General features: G+C 71.8%; 14 protein-coding genes and 1 riboswitch. Of the genes, 5 read left to right on the top strand and 9 right to left on the bottom strand.

Annotation, left to right across the window (positions count from 1 at the left end):
* Positions 1-41: 41 nt before the first annotated feature.
* Entirely contained in the window at positions 42-1,802 is a 1,761-nt protein-coding gene (locus tag ACWF62_RS05990; RefSeq protein WP_452629617.1) for a proline--tRNA ligase, read from the bottom strand.
* A 59-nt stretch (positions 1,803-1,861) separates the two neighbouring features.
* On the opposite strand from ACWF62_RS05990, the gene yaaA reads away from it, so the two are divergent.
* Entirely contained in the window at positions 1,862-2,602 is a 741-nt protein-coding gene (gene yaaA, locus ACWF62_RS05985; RefSeq protein ID WP_452629616.1) for a peroxide stress protein YaaA, read from the top strand.
* Positions 2,603-2,712: 110 nt separating this feature from the next.
* Complete coding sequence (locus ACWF62_RS05980) at positions 2,713-4,539, top strand: neocarzinostatin apoprotein domain-containing protein (RefSeq protein ID WP_452629615.1); 1,827 nt, start codon at positions 2,713-2,715, stop codon at positions 4,537-4,539.
* 9 nt (positions 4,540-4,548) lie between these two features.
* Here the strand turns inward: ACWF62_RS05980 and ACWF62_RS05975 are convergent, their stop codons facing one another.
* Positions 4,549-5,415, bottom strand: coding sequence for a class I SAM-dependent methyltransferase (locus tag ACWF62_RS05975; protein WP_452629614.1), 867 nt, complete (start codon positions 5,413-5,415; stop codon positions 4,549-4,551).
* A gap of 47 nt (positions 5,416-5,462) precedes the next feature.
* On the opposite strand from ACWF62_RS05975, the gene ACWF62_RS05970 reads away from it, so the two are divergent.
* Positions 5,463-6,044 (top strand): helix-turn-helix domain-containing protein, encoded by a 582-nt coding sequence (locus tag ACWF62_RS05970; protein WP_452629613.1) that lies wholly within the window; start codon positions 5,463-5,465, stop codon positions 6,042-6,044.
* A gap of 18 nt (positions 6,045-6,062) precedes the next feature.
* On the opposite strand, the gene ACWF62_RS05965 is transcribed toward ACWF62_RS05970, so the two are convergent.
* The 7 genes from ACWF62_RS05965 to mqo all read right to left on the bottom strand — a co-directional run bounded on the left by ACWF62_RS05965 (position 6,063) and on the right by mqo (position 14,988).
* Complete coding sequence (locus ACWF62_RS05965) at positions 6,063-7,562, bottom strand: MFS transporter (protein WP_378506691.1); 1,500 nt, start codon at positions 7,560-7,562, stop codon at positions 6,063-6,065.
* An 11-nt stretch (positions 7,563-7,573) separates the two neighbouring features.
* Positions 7,574-8,788 (bottom strand): uroporphyrinogen-III C-methyltransferase, encoded by a 1,215-nt coding sequence (cobA, locus tag ACWF62_RS05960; RefSeq protein WP_452629612.1) that lies wholly within the window; start codon positions 8,786-8,788, stop codon positions 7,574-7,576.
* Between the two features lie 81 nt (positions 8,789-8,869).
* Positions 8,870-9,235 carry a cobalamin biosynthesis protein gene (locus tag ACWF62_RS05955; RefSeq protein WP_452629628.1) on the bottom strand — a complete coding sequence of 122 codons (366 nt, stop codon included), beginning with the start codon at positions 9,233-9,235 and terminating at the stop codon, positions 8,870-8,872.
* A complete protein-coding gene (locus ACWF62_RS05950) occupies positions 9,228-10,619 on the bottom strand; it encodes a cobyrinate a,c-diamide synthase (RefSeq protein ID WP_378506689.1) in 1,392 nt (463 codons plus the stop codon). The genes ACWF62_RS05955 and ACWF62_RS05950 overlap by 8 nt, the downstream gene beginning before the upstream one ends.
* Complete coding sequence (gene cobO / locus ACWF62_RS05945) at positions 10,613-11,227, bottom strand: cob(I)yrinic acid a,c-diamide adenosyltransferase (protein WP_378506688.1); 615 nt, start codon at positions 11,225-11,227, stop codon at positions 10,613-10,615. The genes ACWF62_RS05950 and cobO overlap by 7 nt, the downstream gene beginning before the upstream one ends.
* A gap of 45 nt (positions 11,228-11,272) precedes the next feature.
* Positions 11,273-13,210: a VWA domain-containing protein gene (locus tag ACWF62_RS05940; protein ID WP_452629611.1), complete on the bottom strand. Its 1,938-nt coding sequence runs from the start codon at positions 13,208-13,210 to the stop codon at positions 11,273-11,275.
* Between the two features lie 8 nt (positions 13,211-13,218).
* A riboswitch (adenosylcobalamin (AdoCbl) riboswitch) is annotated at positions 13,219-13,379 on the bottom strand.
* Positions 13,380-13,449: 70 nt separating this feature from the next.
* Positions 13,450-14,988: a malate dehydrogenase (quinone) gene (mqo, locus tag ACWF62_RS05935; RefSeq protein WP_452629609.1), complete on the bottom strand. Its 1,539-nt coding sequence runs from the start codon at positions 14,986-14,988 to the stop codon at positions 13,450-13,452.
* A 120-nt stretch (positions 14,989-15,108) separates the two neighbouring features.
* On the opposite strand from mqo, the gene ACWF62_RS05930 reads away from it, so the two are divergent.
* Entirely contained in the window at positions 15,109-16,119 is a 1,011-nt protein-coding gene (locus tag ACWF62_RS05930; RefSeq protein ID WP_378506685.1) for an alpha/beta hydrolase, read from the top strand.
* Positions 16,116-17,501, top strand: a complete 1,386-nt coding sequence (gene mtr, locus ACWF62_RS05925; RefSeq protein ID WP_452629608.1) for a mycothione reductase — start codon at positions 16,116-16,118, stop codon at positions 17,499-17,501. Before ACWF62_RS05930 ends, mtr begins: the two co-directional genes overlap by 4 nt.
* Positions 17,502-17,531: the final 30 nt, after the last annotated feature.

The following is a 17,531-nucleotide window of genomic DNA, read 5'->3' as shown; positions in this document are numbered from 1 at the left end:
CCCCGGTAGGGGTGCACATCACGCACGGTTCACGCCACGGGTCAGCCGCGGACGATCGCGAGGACCTCGTCGAGGGCGGAGTCGGCGGGCACCTCGCGGGACGCACCGGTGAAGCGGTCACGCAGTTCGACATTGCCGTCGGCGTAGCCGCGGCCGACGACCACGACCAGCGGGACACCGATCAGCTCGGAGTCCTTGAACTTCACACCCGGCGAGGCCTTGCGGTCGTCGAGGATCACCGACAGGCCCGCCTTGTCGAGCTGCGCGGCGAGCGCCTCGGCGCCGGCACGGGCGGCGTCATCCTTGTTCGCGATGACCAGGTGCACGTCCGCCGGGGACACCTCGGCGGGCCAGCGCAGGCCCTTGTCGTCGTGCTGCTGCTCCGCGATCACCGCGACCAGGCGGGAGACGCCGATGCCGTAGGAGCCCATCGTCGGGCGGACCGGCTTTCCGTTCTCCCCGAGCACGTTGACCTCGAACGCGTCGGTGTATTTGCGTCCGAGCTGGAACACGTGCCCGACCTCGATGCCGCGGGCGGCGACGAGCGTCCCCGCGCCGTCCGGGGAGGGATCGCCGTCGCGGACCTCGGCGGCCTCGATGGTGCCGTCCGGGGTGAAGTCGCGGCCCGCGACCATGCCGACGACGTGCCTGCCCGCCTCGTCGGCACCGGCGATCCAGGACGTGCCCTCCGCGACCCGCGGGTCAACGAGGTAGCGGACCCCGTTGTCGAGCAGCGCCTTCGGGCCGATGTAGCCCTTGACGAGGAACGGGTGGGCGGCGAAGTCGGCGTCGGTGAGGAGGGTGAACTCGGCGGGCGAGACGGAGGCCTCGAGCCGCTTGTCGTCGATCTCACGGTCGCCGGGGACCCCGATCCCGAGCAGTTCCCATTCCTCGCTGCCGGGCAGCTGGGTCTTGACCACGATGGTCTTGAGGGTGTCGGCTGCGGTGACCGGACGCCCGTCATCGACCGTGACGCCGGACTCGTTCGCCCAGTGCACCAGTGCGGCGATGGTCGCGGCGTCGGGGGTGTCCCGAACCTCGGACGCAGGGAGCCCGGCGAACGGGATCGGTGCGGGCGCGGGTGTGGTGACGGCCTCGACGTTCGCCGCGTAGCCGGACTCGACGCAGCGGACGTAGGTGTCCTCTCCGATCTCGGACTCGGCGAGGAACTCCTCGGAGGCGGAGCCGCCCATCGCCCCGGAGGTCGCGGAGACGATCACGTACTTGACGTCGAGCCGCTGCAGGATCCGCTCGTAGGCGTCGCGGTGCGCCCGGTACGAGTCGGCAAGCCCCTCGTCGGTGAGGTCGAAGGAGTATGAGTCCTTCATCACGAACTCGCGGCCGCGCAGGATGCCCGCGCGCGGACGCTGCTCGTCGCGGTACTTCGCCTGCACCTGGTACAGGGTGACCGGGAAGTCCTTGTACGAGTTGTACTCACCCTTGACGGTGAGCGCGAACATCTCCTCGTGCGTCGGACCGAGCAGGTAGTCGTTACCCTTGCGATCCTGCAAGCGGAACAGGTCGGGGCCGTACTCCGTCCACCGATTCGACGTCTCATACGGATCACGCGGCAGCAGCGCGGGCAGCGAGATCTCCTGGGCGCCAATGGCGTCCATCTCCTCACGGACGACACGTTCGACCTCGCGCAGCACCCGCAGGCCCAGCGGCAACCACGAATAGACGCCCGGCGCGATGCGGCGGACGTAGCCGGCGCGGACGAGCAGCTTGTGGCTCGGGACCTCGGCGTCGGCCGGGTCGTCGCGAAGGGTGCGCAGGAACAGCTGAGACAGGCGGGTGATCACGGGGTACCAGGATAGTCGGGGCGCCTGCCGTTCGCCGCGGCCCGGTACCGTTACCGCTCGTGCTGGTACTGCTGCCCCCCTCCGAGACCAAGTCCGACGGCGGCAGGGGTGCCCCGCTCGACCTCGGGGAACTGTCGCTGCCGAAGCTCACCGCGACCCGCGAACTGCTGGTCGACACCCTCGTCGCCCTCGCGGCGGACGTGGACGCGTCGAGCCGGGCTCTCGGCCTGAGCGCGGGCCAGGCCGGCGAGATCGCCCGCAACGCCGCGCTGTGGACCTCGCCGACCCGGCCCGCGCTCGAGCGCTACACCGGCGTCCTGTTCGACGCCCTCGACGCGACATCGTTCACCCGCGCCCAGCGGGCGAAGGCGCTGGCCCGGCTGGCGATCGGCTCGGCGCTGTTCGGCGTGGTCCGGGCCGGCGATCCGATTCCCGCGTACCGACTCTCCGGCGGGTCGCGGCTGCCGGGCATGGGCACCCTGCAGTCCCTGTGGAAGCCGGAGCTCACGTCGGCGCTGGAGGCGGAGGACGAGGGCCTGGTGCTGGACCTGCGGTCGGGCACCTACCAGCAGCTCGGACCGGTCCCCGGCGCGGTGACGGCGACCGTGCTCACCGAGAAGCCCGACGGGAGCCGGTCGGTGGTCAGCCATTTCAACAAGCACCACAAGGGACTGCTCGCGCGCGCCCTCGTCGCCTCCCGCGCCGAGCCGACCGACGTGCAGGGGGTTGCGCGGGTGGCGGCGAAGGCGGGCCTGACGGTCGAGATCGCGTCCCCCAACGAACTGGTCATCCTGACCTGAGCGGCGTCCACGCCGACCGGTCCGCCTGAACATCCGTCCAGCACATAGGTTAGCCTCACCTGCTGTTCGCTTGTGGTGTCGCGTCGGCGACCCGAGCCAGGGAGTTGGGAATGCGGGTGTTCGGTCGAGTCGCGGTCGCGGCGGCGGTCGTCGCGCTGTCGGCGGCGATGCCGCTCGGTCAGGCGGCGGCCAACGAGTTGCCATTCGGGTCGTCGGGGGGTCCGATGTCGATCGGCCCGATCGACATCGACTTCGCCCCCGGCGCGGGCGCATTGGCGCTGTCCCGAACCACCGGACTTCACACCGGTGAGCGGGTCACCGTCTCCGGCAACGGATTCAAGCCGGACACCCCGCTGTACCTGGCGCAGACCGTCACCAAGCCCGTGGTCGGGTTCCCCACCGTGTACGGGCAGGAGGCGAAGGTCACCACCGACGCCGCAGGCACGTTCACCGCGGAGATCGAGGTCGCCCGCACCTTCAAGGGCGTCGACTGCCTCGCCGCTGACTGCTTCGTCGCAGCCTTCGCGGCCTTCCCGTCGATCTTCACCGACCGCAGCCAGGACGTGTGGAATCCGATTTCGTTCGCGTCCGACGCGGAGGTGGCGACCGAGGGGTCGGGGGCAGCGACCGGAACCGGTGGTCCGGTGACGACCGTCGCGAAGACGACCGGGATCAGCGCCGGCGGGGAGACCGTTCGGGTGTCGGGTACCGGGTTCTCCGCTGCCGGCGCGGGCCTCTACGTCGGCCTCGCCGAAACGGCCCGCTACAACCCGCTCGACGCGGACTCGTTCGCCAGCACGGTGTACGTGCGCAGCGCCGAGATCACCGGCGGCGCATGGAGTGTCGACCTTCCGGTGCAGGCGCAGGTCGGCGGGACCGACTGCCTCGACCGGCCGTGCGCGATCTACACCCTCGCCGCGCACGGCTCCCCGGACCGCAGCCAGGACACGGTCACGCCGGTGACGTTCGACCCGGCAGGCGCACCCGCCGCCGCGACGCCCGCCGCCGACCACCCGGCGCCGTCGGCGCGGGCGGGCACGCCCGCGGTGACCGCATCCCGCACCTCCGGACTCGACGCCGCAGGCGACAGCGTCACCGTGTCGGGCACCGGCTTCGCGACCGACGGTCCCGGCATCTACGTCGGTGTCGCGCAGTCGAACCGGTTCTCCACCACCGACGCGTCGGCGTTCCAGGACGCCCGCTACATTCGCGCCGCCGACATGCCGGGCGGCGCGTGGTCGACCACGCTGAACGTCACCGGGGCGTTCGGTGACAGCGACTGCACCCGCAACGCCTGCGCGATCTACACCCTCGCCGCGCACGGCTCGGCGGACCGCAGCCAGGACACCGCCACCCCGATCACGTTCGTCGGCGCCGCGCCAACCACCATCACCGCAGTGCCCGGCCCGACCGGAACCGCCGCGGTGACGGTGTCCCGCACCGACGGGCTCGCCGCCGCAGGCGAGACCGTCACCGTCACCGGGACCGGCTTCTCCGGTGCGGGGGCGGGCATCTACGTCGGGCTGATCCAGGACGACCGCTACTCGGCGACCGACGCGTCCGCGTGGATCACGACGGCCTACCTGACACCGGACCGGATCGTCGACGGCGGGTGGACGACCGAACTGGATCTGACTGCGGTCCGGGGCGATTCGGACTGCACTCGCGCCTCCTGCTCGATCTACACCGTTGCCGCGCACGGCTCGGCGGACCGCAGCCAGGACACCCGCACCCCGGTGACCTTCGGGACCGCGGCGTCGGCGTCGCCCGCCGCACCGTCGACCACCCCGGCCGCACCCGAGGTCCGCACCCTCGCGGACACCGAAGCCGAGCCGGCGGACGACGGCAGCCCGATCGCTCCGATCGCGGTCGGCATCGCGGCGGTGGTCATCGCCGCGGTCGGCGTCGGGGCCGTGCTGCTGCGCAGGCGCGGATAGCGGGACCGCTCACCGGGGGCGGAGCGCCGCCCAGGCCGTGCGACTGCCGCGGACGGTCAGGTCGGCACGGCCCGCCAACCCGTCCGGTCCGTCCCCGAGGACCCGGTCGAGGGCGGCCAGGTCGTCGGCGACGAGGGTCTCCGCGAGGACGCCGCGGGCGCGCCGCAGGAAGGTCGACGCGTAGCGGGCCGTGTTCGGTGTCGCGGCGCACTCGATCGCGAAGGTGCGCTGGTCGGCGACCTCGAACCCGGCCGCCTCGAGGTGCTCCCGCCAGTCGGGGTGAGCGTTCCACCCGGCCCGGAGCAGCGCGGCGTGGCAGCGGGCCTCAAGTCCGGTCCTGCCGAATCCGAGGTCGTCGGGGAGAAACCGCGGGAAGCCCTCCATCTCGACGACCACCAGCAGGCCGCCGGGGTTCAGCGCGGCCCGGACATCGGCGAGCACCCGATCCGGGTCGGAGACCTCGTGCATCGCCAGCGCGGCCCAGGCGACATCGACGGAATCGAGGTCGGGCCACGCCGCATCGAGATCGGCCCGGATGGTGCGCACCCGATCCCCCAGCCCGGCCGCCGCGGTGGCCACCCGGACCCGGTCGAGCATCACCGCCGATCGGTCGATCGCGGCCAGGCCCGCGTCCGGGAACCGCCGCGCCAGCGCGAGGGTGCCGGTGCCGGTGCCCGCTCCGATGTCCGCGACGAGGTGCACCTCGGCCGGTGCGCGCCGTGCGGCCCACTCGGTGAGGTCATCGAGGAACGATCCGAGCACCTCGGCGTCGAGGTCGAGCATCTCCGCGAGCCCGGACTCGTCGTGACCGTGACCTGTGTGGCCGTGACCGTGGCCGTGACGGTCGGAATGGTGTGCGTGCGAGTGTCGATCCATGGCCCCACGCTAGCCGGACAATGCCTATCCGGCATACACTCTTGCCCATGACGCAAGATCAGGTGTTAGAGGACGTGGTCCGCCGCCGCATCCGCAGCCTGCGAACGGCCCGCGGCTGGTCCCTGGACGCCCTCGCCGCGCGCTGCCACATGAGCCCGTCCACGCTCAGCCGCATCGAGACCGGCCACCGACGGATCGCCCTCGACCAGCTGGTGCCGATCGCCCGCGCCCTCGACACCACGCTCGACCAGCTCGTCGAGTCCCCCGACGACGAGGACGTCGTGATCCGGCCCGAACCGCAACGCAGGCGCGGCGTCACGACGTGGCTCCTCTCCCGGGAGAACACGCTGCCCGGCGTCACCGTCGCGAAGCTGCGGATCACCGACATGACACCGCTGCCCGCGGACGCGCTCGGCGTCCACCCCGGCCTCGAGTGGTTCACGGTGCTGTCCGGGACGGTGCGCCTGCAGCTCGGCGACCGCACGATCCGCGTCGAGTCCGGTCAGGCCGCCCAGTTCTCGACGATGACCCCGCATGCGATCACCGCCGCCGACGGTCCGACCGAGATCCTGTCGATCCTCGACCGCGACGGCCAACGCGCGCACCTGCAGCCGGCGGACGACCACTGACCGGTCGATCCCGGCGGGTCACGCCTGCTGCGCCGCCTTCTCCGCGGCCTGCGCCTGCGCGACCTGCTGGGGGGTGAACCGGATGAACAGGGCGGCGATGCCGGCGATCGCCGCGCAGGCCGCGCTGCCAACGAGCGCGAAGGTGTAGCCGTTGCCGAGGGCGACGACCTGGTCCGCGGTCATGTCCGCCACCGCACCCTTGACCCCGCCCAGGGACAGCGTCCGCGATGTCGCCATCGCCCCGACGACGGCAAGAGCGAGCGGTCCGCCGAGCGTCTGCGCGACCTGGGCGATCGCCGCGAGGGGACCGATCTCGGACGGCCCGACACCGGCGATTGCGCACAGCGGCAGCGGCACCACCGCGAGACCGACCCCGAACCCGATGCCGATGACCGGAACGAACAGGTTGGCCCAGTAGGTCGCGGACCCCTCGAGCGTCGACCCGTACAGCAGTCCGACGACCATGATCACGGCGCCGGTGAGCACCAGCCAGCGCGGCTGGATCCGCACCACGAGCTTGGAGGCGATCGCGGCGGCGGCGCCGAGCCCGAACGCGAACGGGATGAACGCCATGCCCGCCCGCAGCGGGCTGTAGCCGAGGATGTCCTGTACGAACAGCGCAACGTAGGCGGCAACGCAGAACATCACCGCGCCCGCGAAGAAGATCGCGATGAAGGTGGCGACCCGGTTGCGGTCCTGGAACAGGGTGAACGGCAGCAGTGGGTTGTCGGCCCTGCGTTCGACGAGCAGGAAGGCCGCGAGCAGCACGATGCCGCCGATCGCGGTGCCGATCACCGGTGCACTGGTCCAGCCCAGTTCGGGGCCCTCGCTCATCGCGAACACGATCCCGGTGCAGCCGAGGGTCGCAAGGATCGCCCCCGGCACGTCGAGCGGCAGGCGCTCACTCTCCGTCTCACGCAGCGCGACGACCGCGCACGCCACGATCAGCAGTCCGATCGGGACGTTGATCAGGAAGATCAGCCGCCACGACACCTCGGTCAACGCGCCACCGATGATCAGGCCCGCGATGGACCCGATGCCGGTCATCGCGGCGAAGATGGCGATCGCCTGGTTGCGCGCCGGTCCCGCGGCGAACGTCGTCGCGACCAGCGCGAGGGCGGTCGGCGAGGCGACCGCGGCGCCGGCACCCTGCAGGAACCGTGCCAGGACCAGGGTGATCTCGTTGACCGCGAGGCCGCACGCCAACGAGGCGACGGTGAACACCGCGACACCGCCGATGAACATCCGCTTGCGGCCAAAGGCGTCACCGAGCCGCCCACCGAGCAGCATCAGGCCACCGAAGGCCAGCGCGTACGAGGTGAGCACCCAGTTCCGGCCGCTGTCGGACAGCCCGAGGTCCTGCTGCAGCGGCGCCAGCGCCAGGTTGGCGACGGTACCGTCGAGCACCACCATCATCTGCAGGCCGCTGAGGACGACGATGGCGAGCCCGATCACCCGCGTCGCGGCCGCCTTCGCGGGGGAGGCGGTGGCGGTTTCGGTGGCGCGTGAGTCAGACACAAGCGTTCACGTTACCGATCGTTTACCGAGAAGCCCGCGGTCGGACCGACGACGATGATCGCCGGCGGGCGGATGCCCTCCTCCTTGATCCGGTCGGCGACGGTCGCGAGGTCGGCCCGCAGCTCCCGCTGCCCCCGGGTGGTGCCCTCCTGGATCACCGTGACCGGGGTGTCGGCGGGCCGTCCGCCGTCGACGAGTGCGGTGGCGAACGCGCCGATCCGCTCGACGCCCATCAGGATCACGATGGTGCCGCGCAGCCGCGCCAGTGCCGACCAGTCGGTCAGCGAGTCCGGGTGGTCCGGCGCGACGTGGCCGCTGACGACGACGAACTCGTGCGTCACCCCCCGATGGGTGACCGGGATCCCGGCCGCGGACGGCACCGCGATCGCGCTGGTGATGCCGGGCACCACGGTCACCGGAACCCCGGCGGCCGCGCAGGCCTCGAGTTCCTCGTAGCCGCGCCCGAACACGTAGGGGTCGCCGCCCTTGAGCCGGACCACGAACCGACCCGCCCGGTACCCGTCGATCAGGGTCTCGTTGATCGCCTGCTGCGCCATCGCCCGCCCGTAGGGCAGCTTCGACGCGTCGATGACCTCGACGTGCGGCGGCAGCTCGGCGAGCAGTTCCTGCGGCGCCAGATGGTCCGCGACCACGACGTCGGCGCGGGCGAGCAGTCGGCGTCCGCGGACGGTGATCAGGTCGGGGTCGCCGGGGCCGCCGCCGACCAGCGCGACGCCGGGGGCGCGGGTCTCCTCGTCGGTGAGGGTGCCCGCCTGCAGGGACTCGACGATTGCGGTGCGGACCGCCGCCGACCGTCGGTGTGCCCCGCCCGCGAGCACGCCGATCTCGAGGCCGTCGAACGAGGCGCTGGCCGGGGTGACGGCGGTGCCCTGGACGGCGCTGTCGGCGCGGACGCAGAAGATGCGGCCGCGTTCGGCCTCCGCGACGATCGCGGCGTTGGTCTCCGGCTCGTCGGTGCAGGCGATCGCGTACCAGGCGCCGTCCAGGTCGCCGTCCCGATAGGCGCGGAGGTCGGCGGTGATCTGTCCGGCGGTGACCATGCCCTCGACCGCGGGCGTGACGGTCCGCGCGATCACGTGCACCGCTGCACCGGACGCGACGAGCAGGCCGAGGCGGCGTTGGGCCACGGTGCCGCCACCGACCACGACCACCCGGCGGCCGGTCAGATTCAGACCGACGAGGTAGTTCGACTCGTCTGCTGCCACTTCACTTCTCCTTCATGCGCTTCGCGCCCGTGCGTGATCTTTACCCCGATCGGGGTAAAAATCACGCACGGTTGCGTCCGGTCACCAAACAGTACGGGCGAGCGCGACGATGACGCCATCGCGGGCACGCTTGCGCACCAGCAGGTCCCCGCCGCCCGACCCGAGGATCGCGGCGGCCTCCGCGACACTCGCCGTCCCGACCGCCGCGGCGACCCGCGCCGACGGGCTCGGCACGGTCACCGCGGACAGTTCGGCCGCCGTGAACCCGAGCACCGGGACACCCAGTTCGGCGGCGGCCGTCACCACGGACGGGTCGGCGGCCTTCCGGTCGAGCGTCGCCACCGCCCGCAGTGCGGTCCGGTCGTCGACGATCGAGGCGATCGCCTCCAGCACCGCGTCGTGCCGCACCCCGGACCGAAGTCCGACGCCGACCACCAGGTCAACCATGTCGGGCACCGAACTCGCTTGCCGCATGGACGAATCGACGGATCGCGTCCGGGTTCCCCGCCGGATGCGTGTGCAGGTAGGACGCGTGCACTCCCCCGCCAACGAAGCCCTCCCGGGACGCGGCTCCGCTCGCGTGCCAGCCCCACGCGGGCGCCCAGCCGTCGGCGGACTGCGCGGCGAGCGCGGTCCGGTGGAACTCGTGGCCGACCACCCGTTCCCCGGCCGCGAACAGCACGGACGGGGCGAGCGCCACCGCCTCCCGGTAACCGAGGGTGAGCGTCGAACCGAAGGTGGCGTCGACATCGATCACCCGGCACATCGGATGCCCGTCGAGGGCGCGGGTCAGGTACAGCAGTCCGGCGCATTCGGCGTGGATCGGCATGCCGCGGCGCGCCCGCTCCCGCACCGAGGTCAGCAACGCGGTGTTCGCGGCCAACGCCGCCGCGTGCTCCTCCGGAAACCCGCCGGGCAGCACCAGCGCGGCGGCACCGTCGGGGAGGTCGTCGGTGGCCGGGTCGAACAGCTGCACCCGCGCTCCTGCCGCCTCGAGCAGTTCCCGGTGCTCGGCGTACCCGAACGTGAAGGCCGCACCGCCAGCGACCGCGACGACCGGGGCACCCGCGACCGCAGGGCCGACCGCGACGACCGGGTCCCACGCCAGCGCAGTCACCGTCGACGATGCCAGTGCCCGCACCGCGTCCAGGTCGACGTGCCTGGCGATCAGGTCGGTCATCGCGCCCACCGCGGCGGTGGCGGCGCCGCCGTGCTCGACGGCGGTCACCAGACCCAGGTGCCGGGACGGCACCGCCAGCTCGGCCAGGCGCGGCACCACACCGAGGACCGGGATCCCGACCCGCTCGCAGGCCTGGCGCAGCACCTGCTCGTGCCGGGCGCTGCCGACCCGGTTCAGGATCACCCCGCCGATCCGGACGTTCCGGTCGAAGGTCGCGAAGCCGTGCAGCACCGCGGCGAGGGACTGACTGTGGCCGCGGGCGTCGACGACGAGCACCACGGGCGCGCCGAGCAGCCCCGCCACCTGCGCGGTGGAGCCCTCGGCCGCCCCGTCCGGCGCGGGGTCCGCGATCTTGCCGTCGAACAGCCCCATCACGCCCTCGACGACGGCGATGTCGCAACCCGCGCTGCCGTGCCGGTACAGCGGGCCGATCCGGTCCGCACCGACCAGCACCGGATCCAGGTTGCGCCCGACCCGGCCCGCCGCGAGGCCGTGATAGCCGGGGTCGATGTAGTCCGGGCCCACCTTAAACGGGGCGACCCGGTCCCCCGCAGCGCGCAGCGCACCGATGAGTCCCGTTGCGACGGTGGTCTTTCCGCTGCCCGATGCGGGTGCGGCGATCACCACCGCCGGGACGGCGCGATCTACCACTCGATGCCCCGTTGCCCCTTGCGGCCCGCGTCCATCGGGTGCTTGACCTTCGTCATCTCGGTGACCAGGTCGGCGGCGTCGAGCAGCGCCTGCGGGGCGTCCCGGCCGGTGATCACCACGTGCTGCTGGCCGGGACGGCGCACCAGGACGTCGACGACCTCGTCGACGTCGACCCAACCCCACTTGAGCGGGTAGGTGAACTCGTCGAGGACGTAGAACCGGTGTTCCTCGCGTTCGATCCGCCGGGCCACCTCCCGCCAGCCGTCGAGCGCGACCCGGGCGTGGTCCTCGTCGTCGCCCTTCTTCCTGGTCCACGACCAGCCGTCGCCCATCTTGTGCCAGGACACCCGGCCGCCTGCCCCGGTGGACTCGTGCAGGTCGCCGAGCGCCCGGAACGCGGCCTCCTCCCCGACCTTCCACTTGGCGGACTTGACGAACTGGAAGACCCCGATGTCGAAGCCCTGGTTCCAGGCGCGCAGCGCCATCCCGAACGCGGCGGTGGACTTGCCCTTACCGGGCCCGGTGTGCACGGCCAGGACGGGGGCGTTGCGACGCTGCCTGGTGGTCAGCCCGTCGTCGGGAACGTTGTCGGGGACACCCTTGGGCATGCGAATTCTCCTCGTCGGGTTGGGGGTTGGGCAGGGGACGGTCGGTCAGGCGGCCGCGCGGACGACGCCGGCGACCTGCTCCGCGGACAGTTCGGAGAGCCGGACGCAGGCCCCCCGCAGCGCGGTCGCGAGTTCCGCGGCCAACCCCAGCCGGACCATCCCGGTCTCGCAGTCGACGACGACGGCGGCGGCGGCCGTGTCGGCGAGCAGACCCGCCGCGACCTTCGCCCGGTGCACCGGGTCGGTGCCGCCGGTGGCGCGGCCGTCGGTGAGGGCGACGACCATCGCACGCCGGTGCGGATCCCGCAGCCGTTCCCGCAGCACCACCTCGCGGGCCGTGAGGAACCCTTGCGCGAGTGGGGTTCTCCCACCGGTGCGCAGCGACGCCAGCCTGCGGACCGCGATGTCCACGGAGGAGGTCGGCGGCAGCGCCACCTCGGCGGACGCGCCGCGGACCGTGACGACCGCGACCTTGTCCCGCCGCTGGTAGGCGTCGCGGAGCAGCGACACCACGGCACCGGTGACGGCGGACAACCGGTCCCTGGCCGCCATCGACCCGGACGCGTCGACGACGAACACGATCAGGTTGCCCTCGCGCCCCTCCTTCAACGCGCCCCGAATGTCTCCGGGCGCCAACAGCATCCGGCCGTCGGTGCGCCCACGCGTGGACTGGTGCTCGGCGGCGGCGAACAGGGTGGCGACCAGGTGCAGGCCGCGACCGGGGTCGGTGGTCGCGCGCACGGTCCGCCCGCGTACGGACCGGGACCGGGACCGCCTGCCCGGCGCGCCCTCGCCGACGCCGGGGACGGTCAGCAGCCGGGTGCGGAACTGGCCGGTCGGCGCGCCGACCGGGCGTTCCGGCGGCGCGCCGGGGCCGGTCGATTCTGGTTCCTCGGCCTGCGCCGCACCATCCGGGGCGGGGGCGTCGGGTGCGGGGCCACCGGCGTCCGGGGCGGGGGCGCCGCCACCGGGACCGTCCGGGTCGGGGTCGGGCTCGGGGTCATGCTCGGGCTCGGGCTCGGAGTGACTGCGGGCCTGCTCGTCGGCGTCCCGCATCGCCTCGTCCAGCTGCTGCTGGTCCAGGCCCGGTTCGTCGAACGGGTCGCGGCGGCGGCGGTGCGGCAGGGTCAGCTCGGCCGCGACCCGCACGTCCGGCTCGGCGACCTCGGTCGCACCGCGCCATGCCGCGTGCGCGGTCGCGGTGCGGGCCAGGACCAGGTCGGCGCGCATTCCATCCACGTCGAAGGAGGCGCACAGCGCGGCGATCCGGCGCAGCTCGGTGTCGGGCAGGCCGACCGCGGGCAGCGCGGCCCGCGCGGCGGCGATCCTGGCGGCGGTGTCGGCGTCGGCGCCCGCGTAGCCGGCCGCGAATCCGGTGGGGTCGGCCTCGAAGTCGAGGCGGCGGCGGATCACCTGCATGCGGACGTCGACGTCTCGGGACGCGGCGACGTCGACGGCGAGGCCGAACCGGTCGAGCAGCTGCGGACGCAGCTCGCCCTCCTCCGGGTTCATTGTTCCGACGAGGACGAACTTGGCGGGATGGGAGTGCGAGACACCGTCGCGTTCGACGTGGACGCGGCCCATGGCTGCGGCGTCGAGCAGCACGTCGACGAGGTGGTCGTGCAGCAGGTTCACCTCGTCGACGTAGAGCACACCGTCGTGGGCGGCGGCCAGCAGGCCGGGCTGGAAGGCACGCTCGCCGTCCCGGAGCACCTTCTCCAGGTCGAGGGAGCCGATCACCCGGTCCTCGGTGGCGCCGACCGGCAGTTCCACCAGGCGGGCCGGGTCGCCGCCCGCCGTCGGGGGCAGCAGCGCGGCGAGCGCGCGGACCACCGTCGACTTCGCGGTGCCCTTCTCGCCGCGCACCAGCACTCCGCCGATGCCGGGATGCACGGCGCACAGGGTCAGCGCCAGCCGCAGCTGGTCCTGCCCGACGATGGCACTGAACGGAAAACCGGGGTCTGCCGAATCCTGTTGCGTCACGGCGCCACTCTCCTCACTCCCCGGTCTCCGCGCCGGGGGTCGGACGAAAAGTTCCGCCGCCGCGGCAATCTGACTTCGGAACCGATCGTGGCTCGGTGTCCGTCACAGTGGCGGGACCGCGCCTGACTTCCACAGGACTTCCCCGCGACGGGAAACATGATGTTCGCCGCGAACTCTATCCGGTGCAACGACACCGGCCGCCACCTGGGCAGGTGACGGCCGGTGAACGGGTGGACGGATCAGGCGGATGCGGCGGCCGCGACCTCGACGGGGGCCTCGAGCTCGAGCGCCCGGTTGCTCCAGTCCCACACCTCACGGAACAGCGACTCGTTGTCGGACAGCTTCAGACCCAGCGACGGGACCATCTGCTTGAGCTGCGGCTCCCATGCGCTCCACCGGTCCCCGAAGCACCGCTGCAGGACGTCGAGCATCGCGGGGACCGCGGTGGACGCGCCGGGCGAGGCGCCGAGCAGACCCGCGATGGTGCCGTCCGCGGCGTTGATGACGGCGGTGCCGAACTCGAGCACGCCCCCGCCGCCCTTCTTGCGGATCACCTGCACCCGCTGACCCGCGGTGATCAGTTCCCAGTCGCCGCCGGTCGCGCGCGGCACGAACTCGCGCAGCGTCTCGATCCGGTCGTCGGCCGACTGCAGGAGCTCACCGATGAGGTACTTCGTCAGGCCGAGTTCGGTGACGCCGACACCGAGCATCGACATCAGGTTGTTCGGCTTGATGGATCCGGGCAGGTCGGTGACCTTGCCGTTCTTGAGGAACTTCGGCGACCAGCCGGCGTACGGGCCGAACAGCAGGCCCTTCTTGCCGCCGATGACGCGGGTGTCGAGGTGCGGCACCGACATCGGGGGTGCGCCGACCGCGGCCTTGCCGTAGACCTTGGCGTTGTGCTGCTCGATCAGTTCCGGGTTGGTGCAGCGCAGGAACTCGCCGGAGACCGGGAAGCCGCCGAAGCCCTTGGCCTCGGCGATGCCCGACTTCTGCAGCAGGTGCAGCGCACCGCCGCCCGCGCCGACGAAGACGAACTTCGCGTTCACGGTCTTCTTGTCGCCGGTGCGCTGGTTGACGACCTTCAGGGTCCAGCTGCCGTCGGACTGCTTGGTGATGTTGCGGACGTCGTGGCCGAAGTGGACGGTGCCGCCGGTGGCGCCGATGTTGCCCAGCAGCTGCTTGGTCAGGGCGCCGAAGTCGACGTCGGTGCCGCCGTCGGTCCAGTTCAACGCGACCGGATCGGAGAAGTCACGACCGGTGGCCATCAGCGGCAGGCGCTTGGCGAACTCGTCGGGGCGCTCGGTGTATTCCATCCCCGCGAACAGCGGGTGGCCGGCGAGGGCGTCGTAGCGGGCCCGCAGGTACTTTACGTTCTCCGCCCCGTGCACGAAGCTCACGTGCGGGATCGGGTTGACGAATTCCTTCGGCTCGGTGAGGATGCCGTTCTCGATCGCGTAGGCCCAGAACTGCCGCGACACCTGGAACTGCTCGTTGACGTTGACGGCCTTGGTGATGTCCACCGAGCCGTCCTTGGTCGCAGGCGTGTAGTTGAGCTCACACAGCGCCGAGTGTCCGGTGCCTGCGTTGTTCCAGGGGTCGCTGCTCTCGGCGGCGGCGGCGTCGAGACGCTCGAACACGCTGATCGACCAGTCCGGCTGCAGCTGCCGGAGCAGGGCACCGAGCGTGGCACTCATGATGCCCGCACCCACGAGAACTACATCGGTCTTGTGTACCGCGGTGTTGTCTGACACTGGAAAATCGACTTCCTTGTCCATTGGCAGCGGCAGTCACGCCGACTGCACGCGGAGTAGGTTACCCGCGCGTATGAGCGGGGTTGACCTCGCCTCAATTGTGCTCCCCCGAGTTCACATTAACGCCCACTACGATTGTGATCTGTGACCACCTGGGTGCGGGACCTCCTTGGCGAGGGCTACGAACAGACGACCTTGCCGCTCGGCACGGATCCCGACGGGGAGGGCGAGGTGGTCGCGACCCTCGTCCGATACCGGCCCGACGGGGCGACACCCCGCCGCCGCGCGGTGCTCTACCTGCACGGATTCACCGACTACTTCTTCCAGACCCACATCGCCGAGCACTTCCACGGGCGGGGATACGACTTCTTCGCGCTGGACCTGCGCAAGTGTGGCCGTTCGCGGCGGCCGGGCCAGACCCCGCACTTCGTGACGGATCTCGCACTGTACGACGCCGAACTGGAGTGGGCGCTTGCGACGGTCCGCGACCAGGTGCAGGGCGGTGCGGTGCTGCTCACCGCCCACTCCACGGGGGGCCTGATCCTGCCGATGTGGCTGGACCGGCTCAATGCCCGGCCGGGGGGCAGCGCGGCCGCCGGGGTCGCCGGGGCGATCCTCAACAGCCCGTGGTTCGACCTGCAGGGCCCGTCGTACGTGCGCAACGTCGGGACGGTCGCGATCCGGACCGTCGGCCGACTCCGGGACAAGCTCGAACTCAAGCAGCCGCCGATGGACGTGTACGGCCGCACCCTGCACCGCAGCCAACGCGGCGAATGGGACTACGACCTCGAATGGAAGCCGCTGCGCGGGTACGGGGTGACCTTCGGGTGGCTGCGCGCCGTCCGCCGCGCGCAGGCGCGGCTGCATCGGGGCCTCGACATCGGGGTGCCGTCGCTGATCCTGCGCTCGAAGGTGACGCACTACTCGATGCGGTACACGGAGAAGTCGGAGGCCGCGGATCTGGTGCTCGACGTCAAGCAGATCGCGCGCTGGGCGGGCTGCCTGGGCGACCGCACCACCATCGTTCCGATCGAAGGTGCCCGGCACGACGTGTTCCTGTCCCGCGAGGTGCCCCGCAAACAGGCGTTCGACGAGGTCGATCAGTGGCTGGACTGGTTGGAGCGGCAGGGCGCGACGGAAGGGCGGCCCTCGTGACCCACTTCGATCTGGCGATCATCGGATCCGGTTCCGGCAACACCATTCTCGACGACCGGTTCGCCGACATGACCGTCGCGGTCTGCGAGGGCGGCACGTTCGGAGGCACCTGCCTGAACGTGGGCTGCATCCCGACGAAGATGTTCGTCTACGCCGCCGAGGTCGCGCGCACCATCCGGGACTCGTCCCGCTACGGCGTCGACGCGCGGGTGGAAAAGGTGCGGTGGAACGACATCGTGGAACGGGTGTTCGGCCGCATCGACCCGATCTCGGAGGGCGGCGAACGGTATCGGCGGGACGGCAGCCCGAACACCACCGTGTTCCCCGGCTACGCGACCTTCACCGGCCCCCGGACCATCCGCACCGGAACCGGGGAGGTCATCACCGCCGACCAGGTGGTGATCGCCGCCGGATCCCGGCCGGTCATCCCCGACGTGGTGACCCGCAGCGGTGTCCGGTACGTCACCAACGACGACATCATGCGCCTGCCCGACCTGCCCGAGCGGCTGGTGATCCTCGGCAGCGGGTTCATCGCGTCCGAATTCGCGCACGTCTTCTCCGCCCTCGGCGCCCAGGTGTCGATCATCGGCCGCGGCGACCGCCTGCTGCGCGACCTCGACGTCGACATCTCGCAGCGGTTCACCGACCTCGCGCGCTCGAAATGGGATGTGCACCTCGGAAATCCGGTCGCCGAGCTGCGGGACGCCGCAGGCGGCGTCGAGGCGGTGCTCGCGGACGGCACCGTCGTCGCCGGGGACACGCTGCTCGTCGCGACCGGCCGCACCCCGAACGGTGACCGGCTCGGTGCCAGCGCCGCCGGCGTCGACGTGGACGATCGGGGCCGCGTCGTCGTCGACGAGTTCCAGCGCACCGCCGCCGAGGGCGTCTTCGCGCTCGGGGACGTGTCGTCGCCGCACCAGCTCAAGCACGTCGCCAATCACGAGGCGCGGGTGGTGCAGGCGAACCTGCTGCGCGACGCCTGGGGGAACGGCGCCGACCCGGCCCGCACGGAACTGGCGCGAACAAACCACAGGTTCGTGCCCGCCGCGGTGTTCACCGACCCGCAGATCGCCACGGTCGGGTTGACCGAGGCGAAGGCCCGCGCGCGGGGCCTGGATGTCGCGGTGAAGGTGCAGCGCTACGCCGACGTCGCCTACGGGTGGGCGATGGAGGACGACGAGGGACTGTGCAAGGTGATCGCCGACCGCGGCACCGGTCGCCTGGTCGGCGCGCACGTGCTCGGCGCCCAGGCGTCGACGGTGATCCAGCCGCTGATCCAGGCGATGAGCTTCGGCCTGCCCGCCCGGGAAATGGCGTTGGGGCAGTACTGGATTCATCCCGCGCTCACCGAGGTCGTCGAGAACGCGCTGCTTGGCCTCTGACCGGAACCGTGCGTGCGGAGCACCCCGGCC

It is taken from the genome of Rhodococcus sp. NPDC054953 (assembly GCF_053609225.1).
The sequence above is the reverse complement of the archived record's forward strand: the minus strand, read 5'-3'. Positions and strand labels throughout refer to the sequence as shown.

What these genes read in the sequence shown, in the direction of transcription:
- ACWF62_RS05980 (WP_452629615.1), top strand. Translation starts at nt 2,713, where the DNA reads ATGCGGGTGTTCGGTCGAGTCGCGGTCGCGGCGGCGGTCGTCGCGCTG.
- ACWF62_RS05975 (WP_452629614.1), bottom strand. Translation starts at nt 5,415, where the DNA reads ATGGATCGACACTCGCACGCACACCATTCCGACCGTCACGGCCACGGT.
- ACWF62_RS05970 (WP_452629613.1), top strand. Translation starts at nt 5,463, where the DNA reads ATGACGCAAGATCAGGTGTTAGAGGACGTGGTCCGCCGCCGCATCCGC.
- ACWF62_RS05955 (WP_452629628.1), bottom strand. Translation starts at nt 9,235, where the DNA reads ATGGTTGACCTGGTGGTCGGCGTCGGACTTCGGTCCGGGGTGCGGCAC.
- cobO (WP_378506688.1), bottom strand. Translation starts at nt 11,227, where the DNA reads ATGCCCAAGGGTGTCCCCGACAACGTTCCCGACGACGGGCTGACCACC.
- mqo (WP_452629609.1), bottom strand. Translation starts at nt 14,988, where the DNA reads ATGGACAAGGAAGTCGATTTTCCAGTGTCAGACAACACCGCGGTACAC.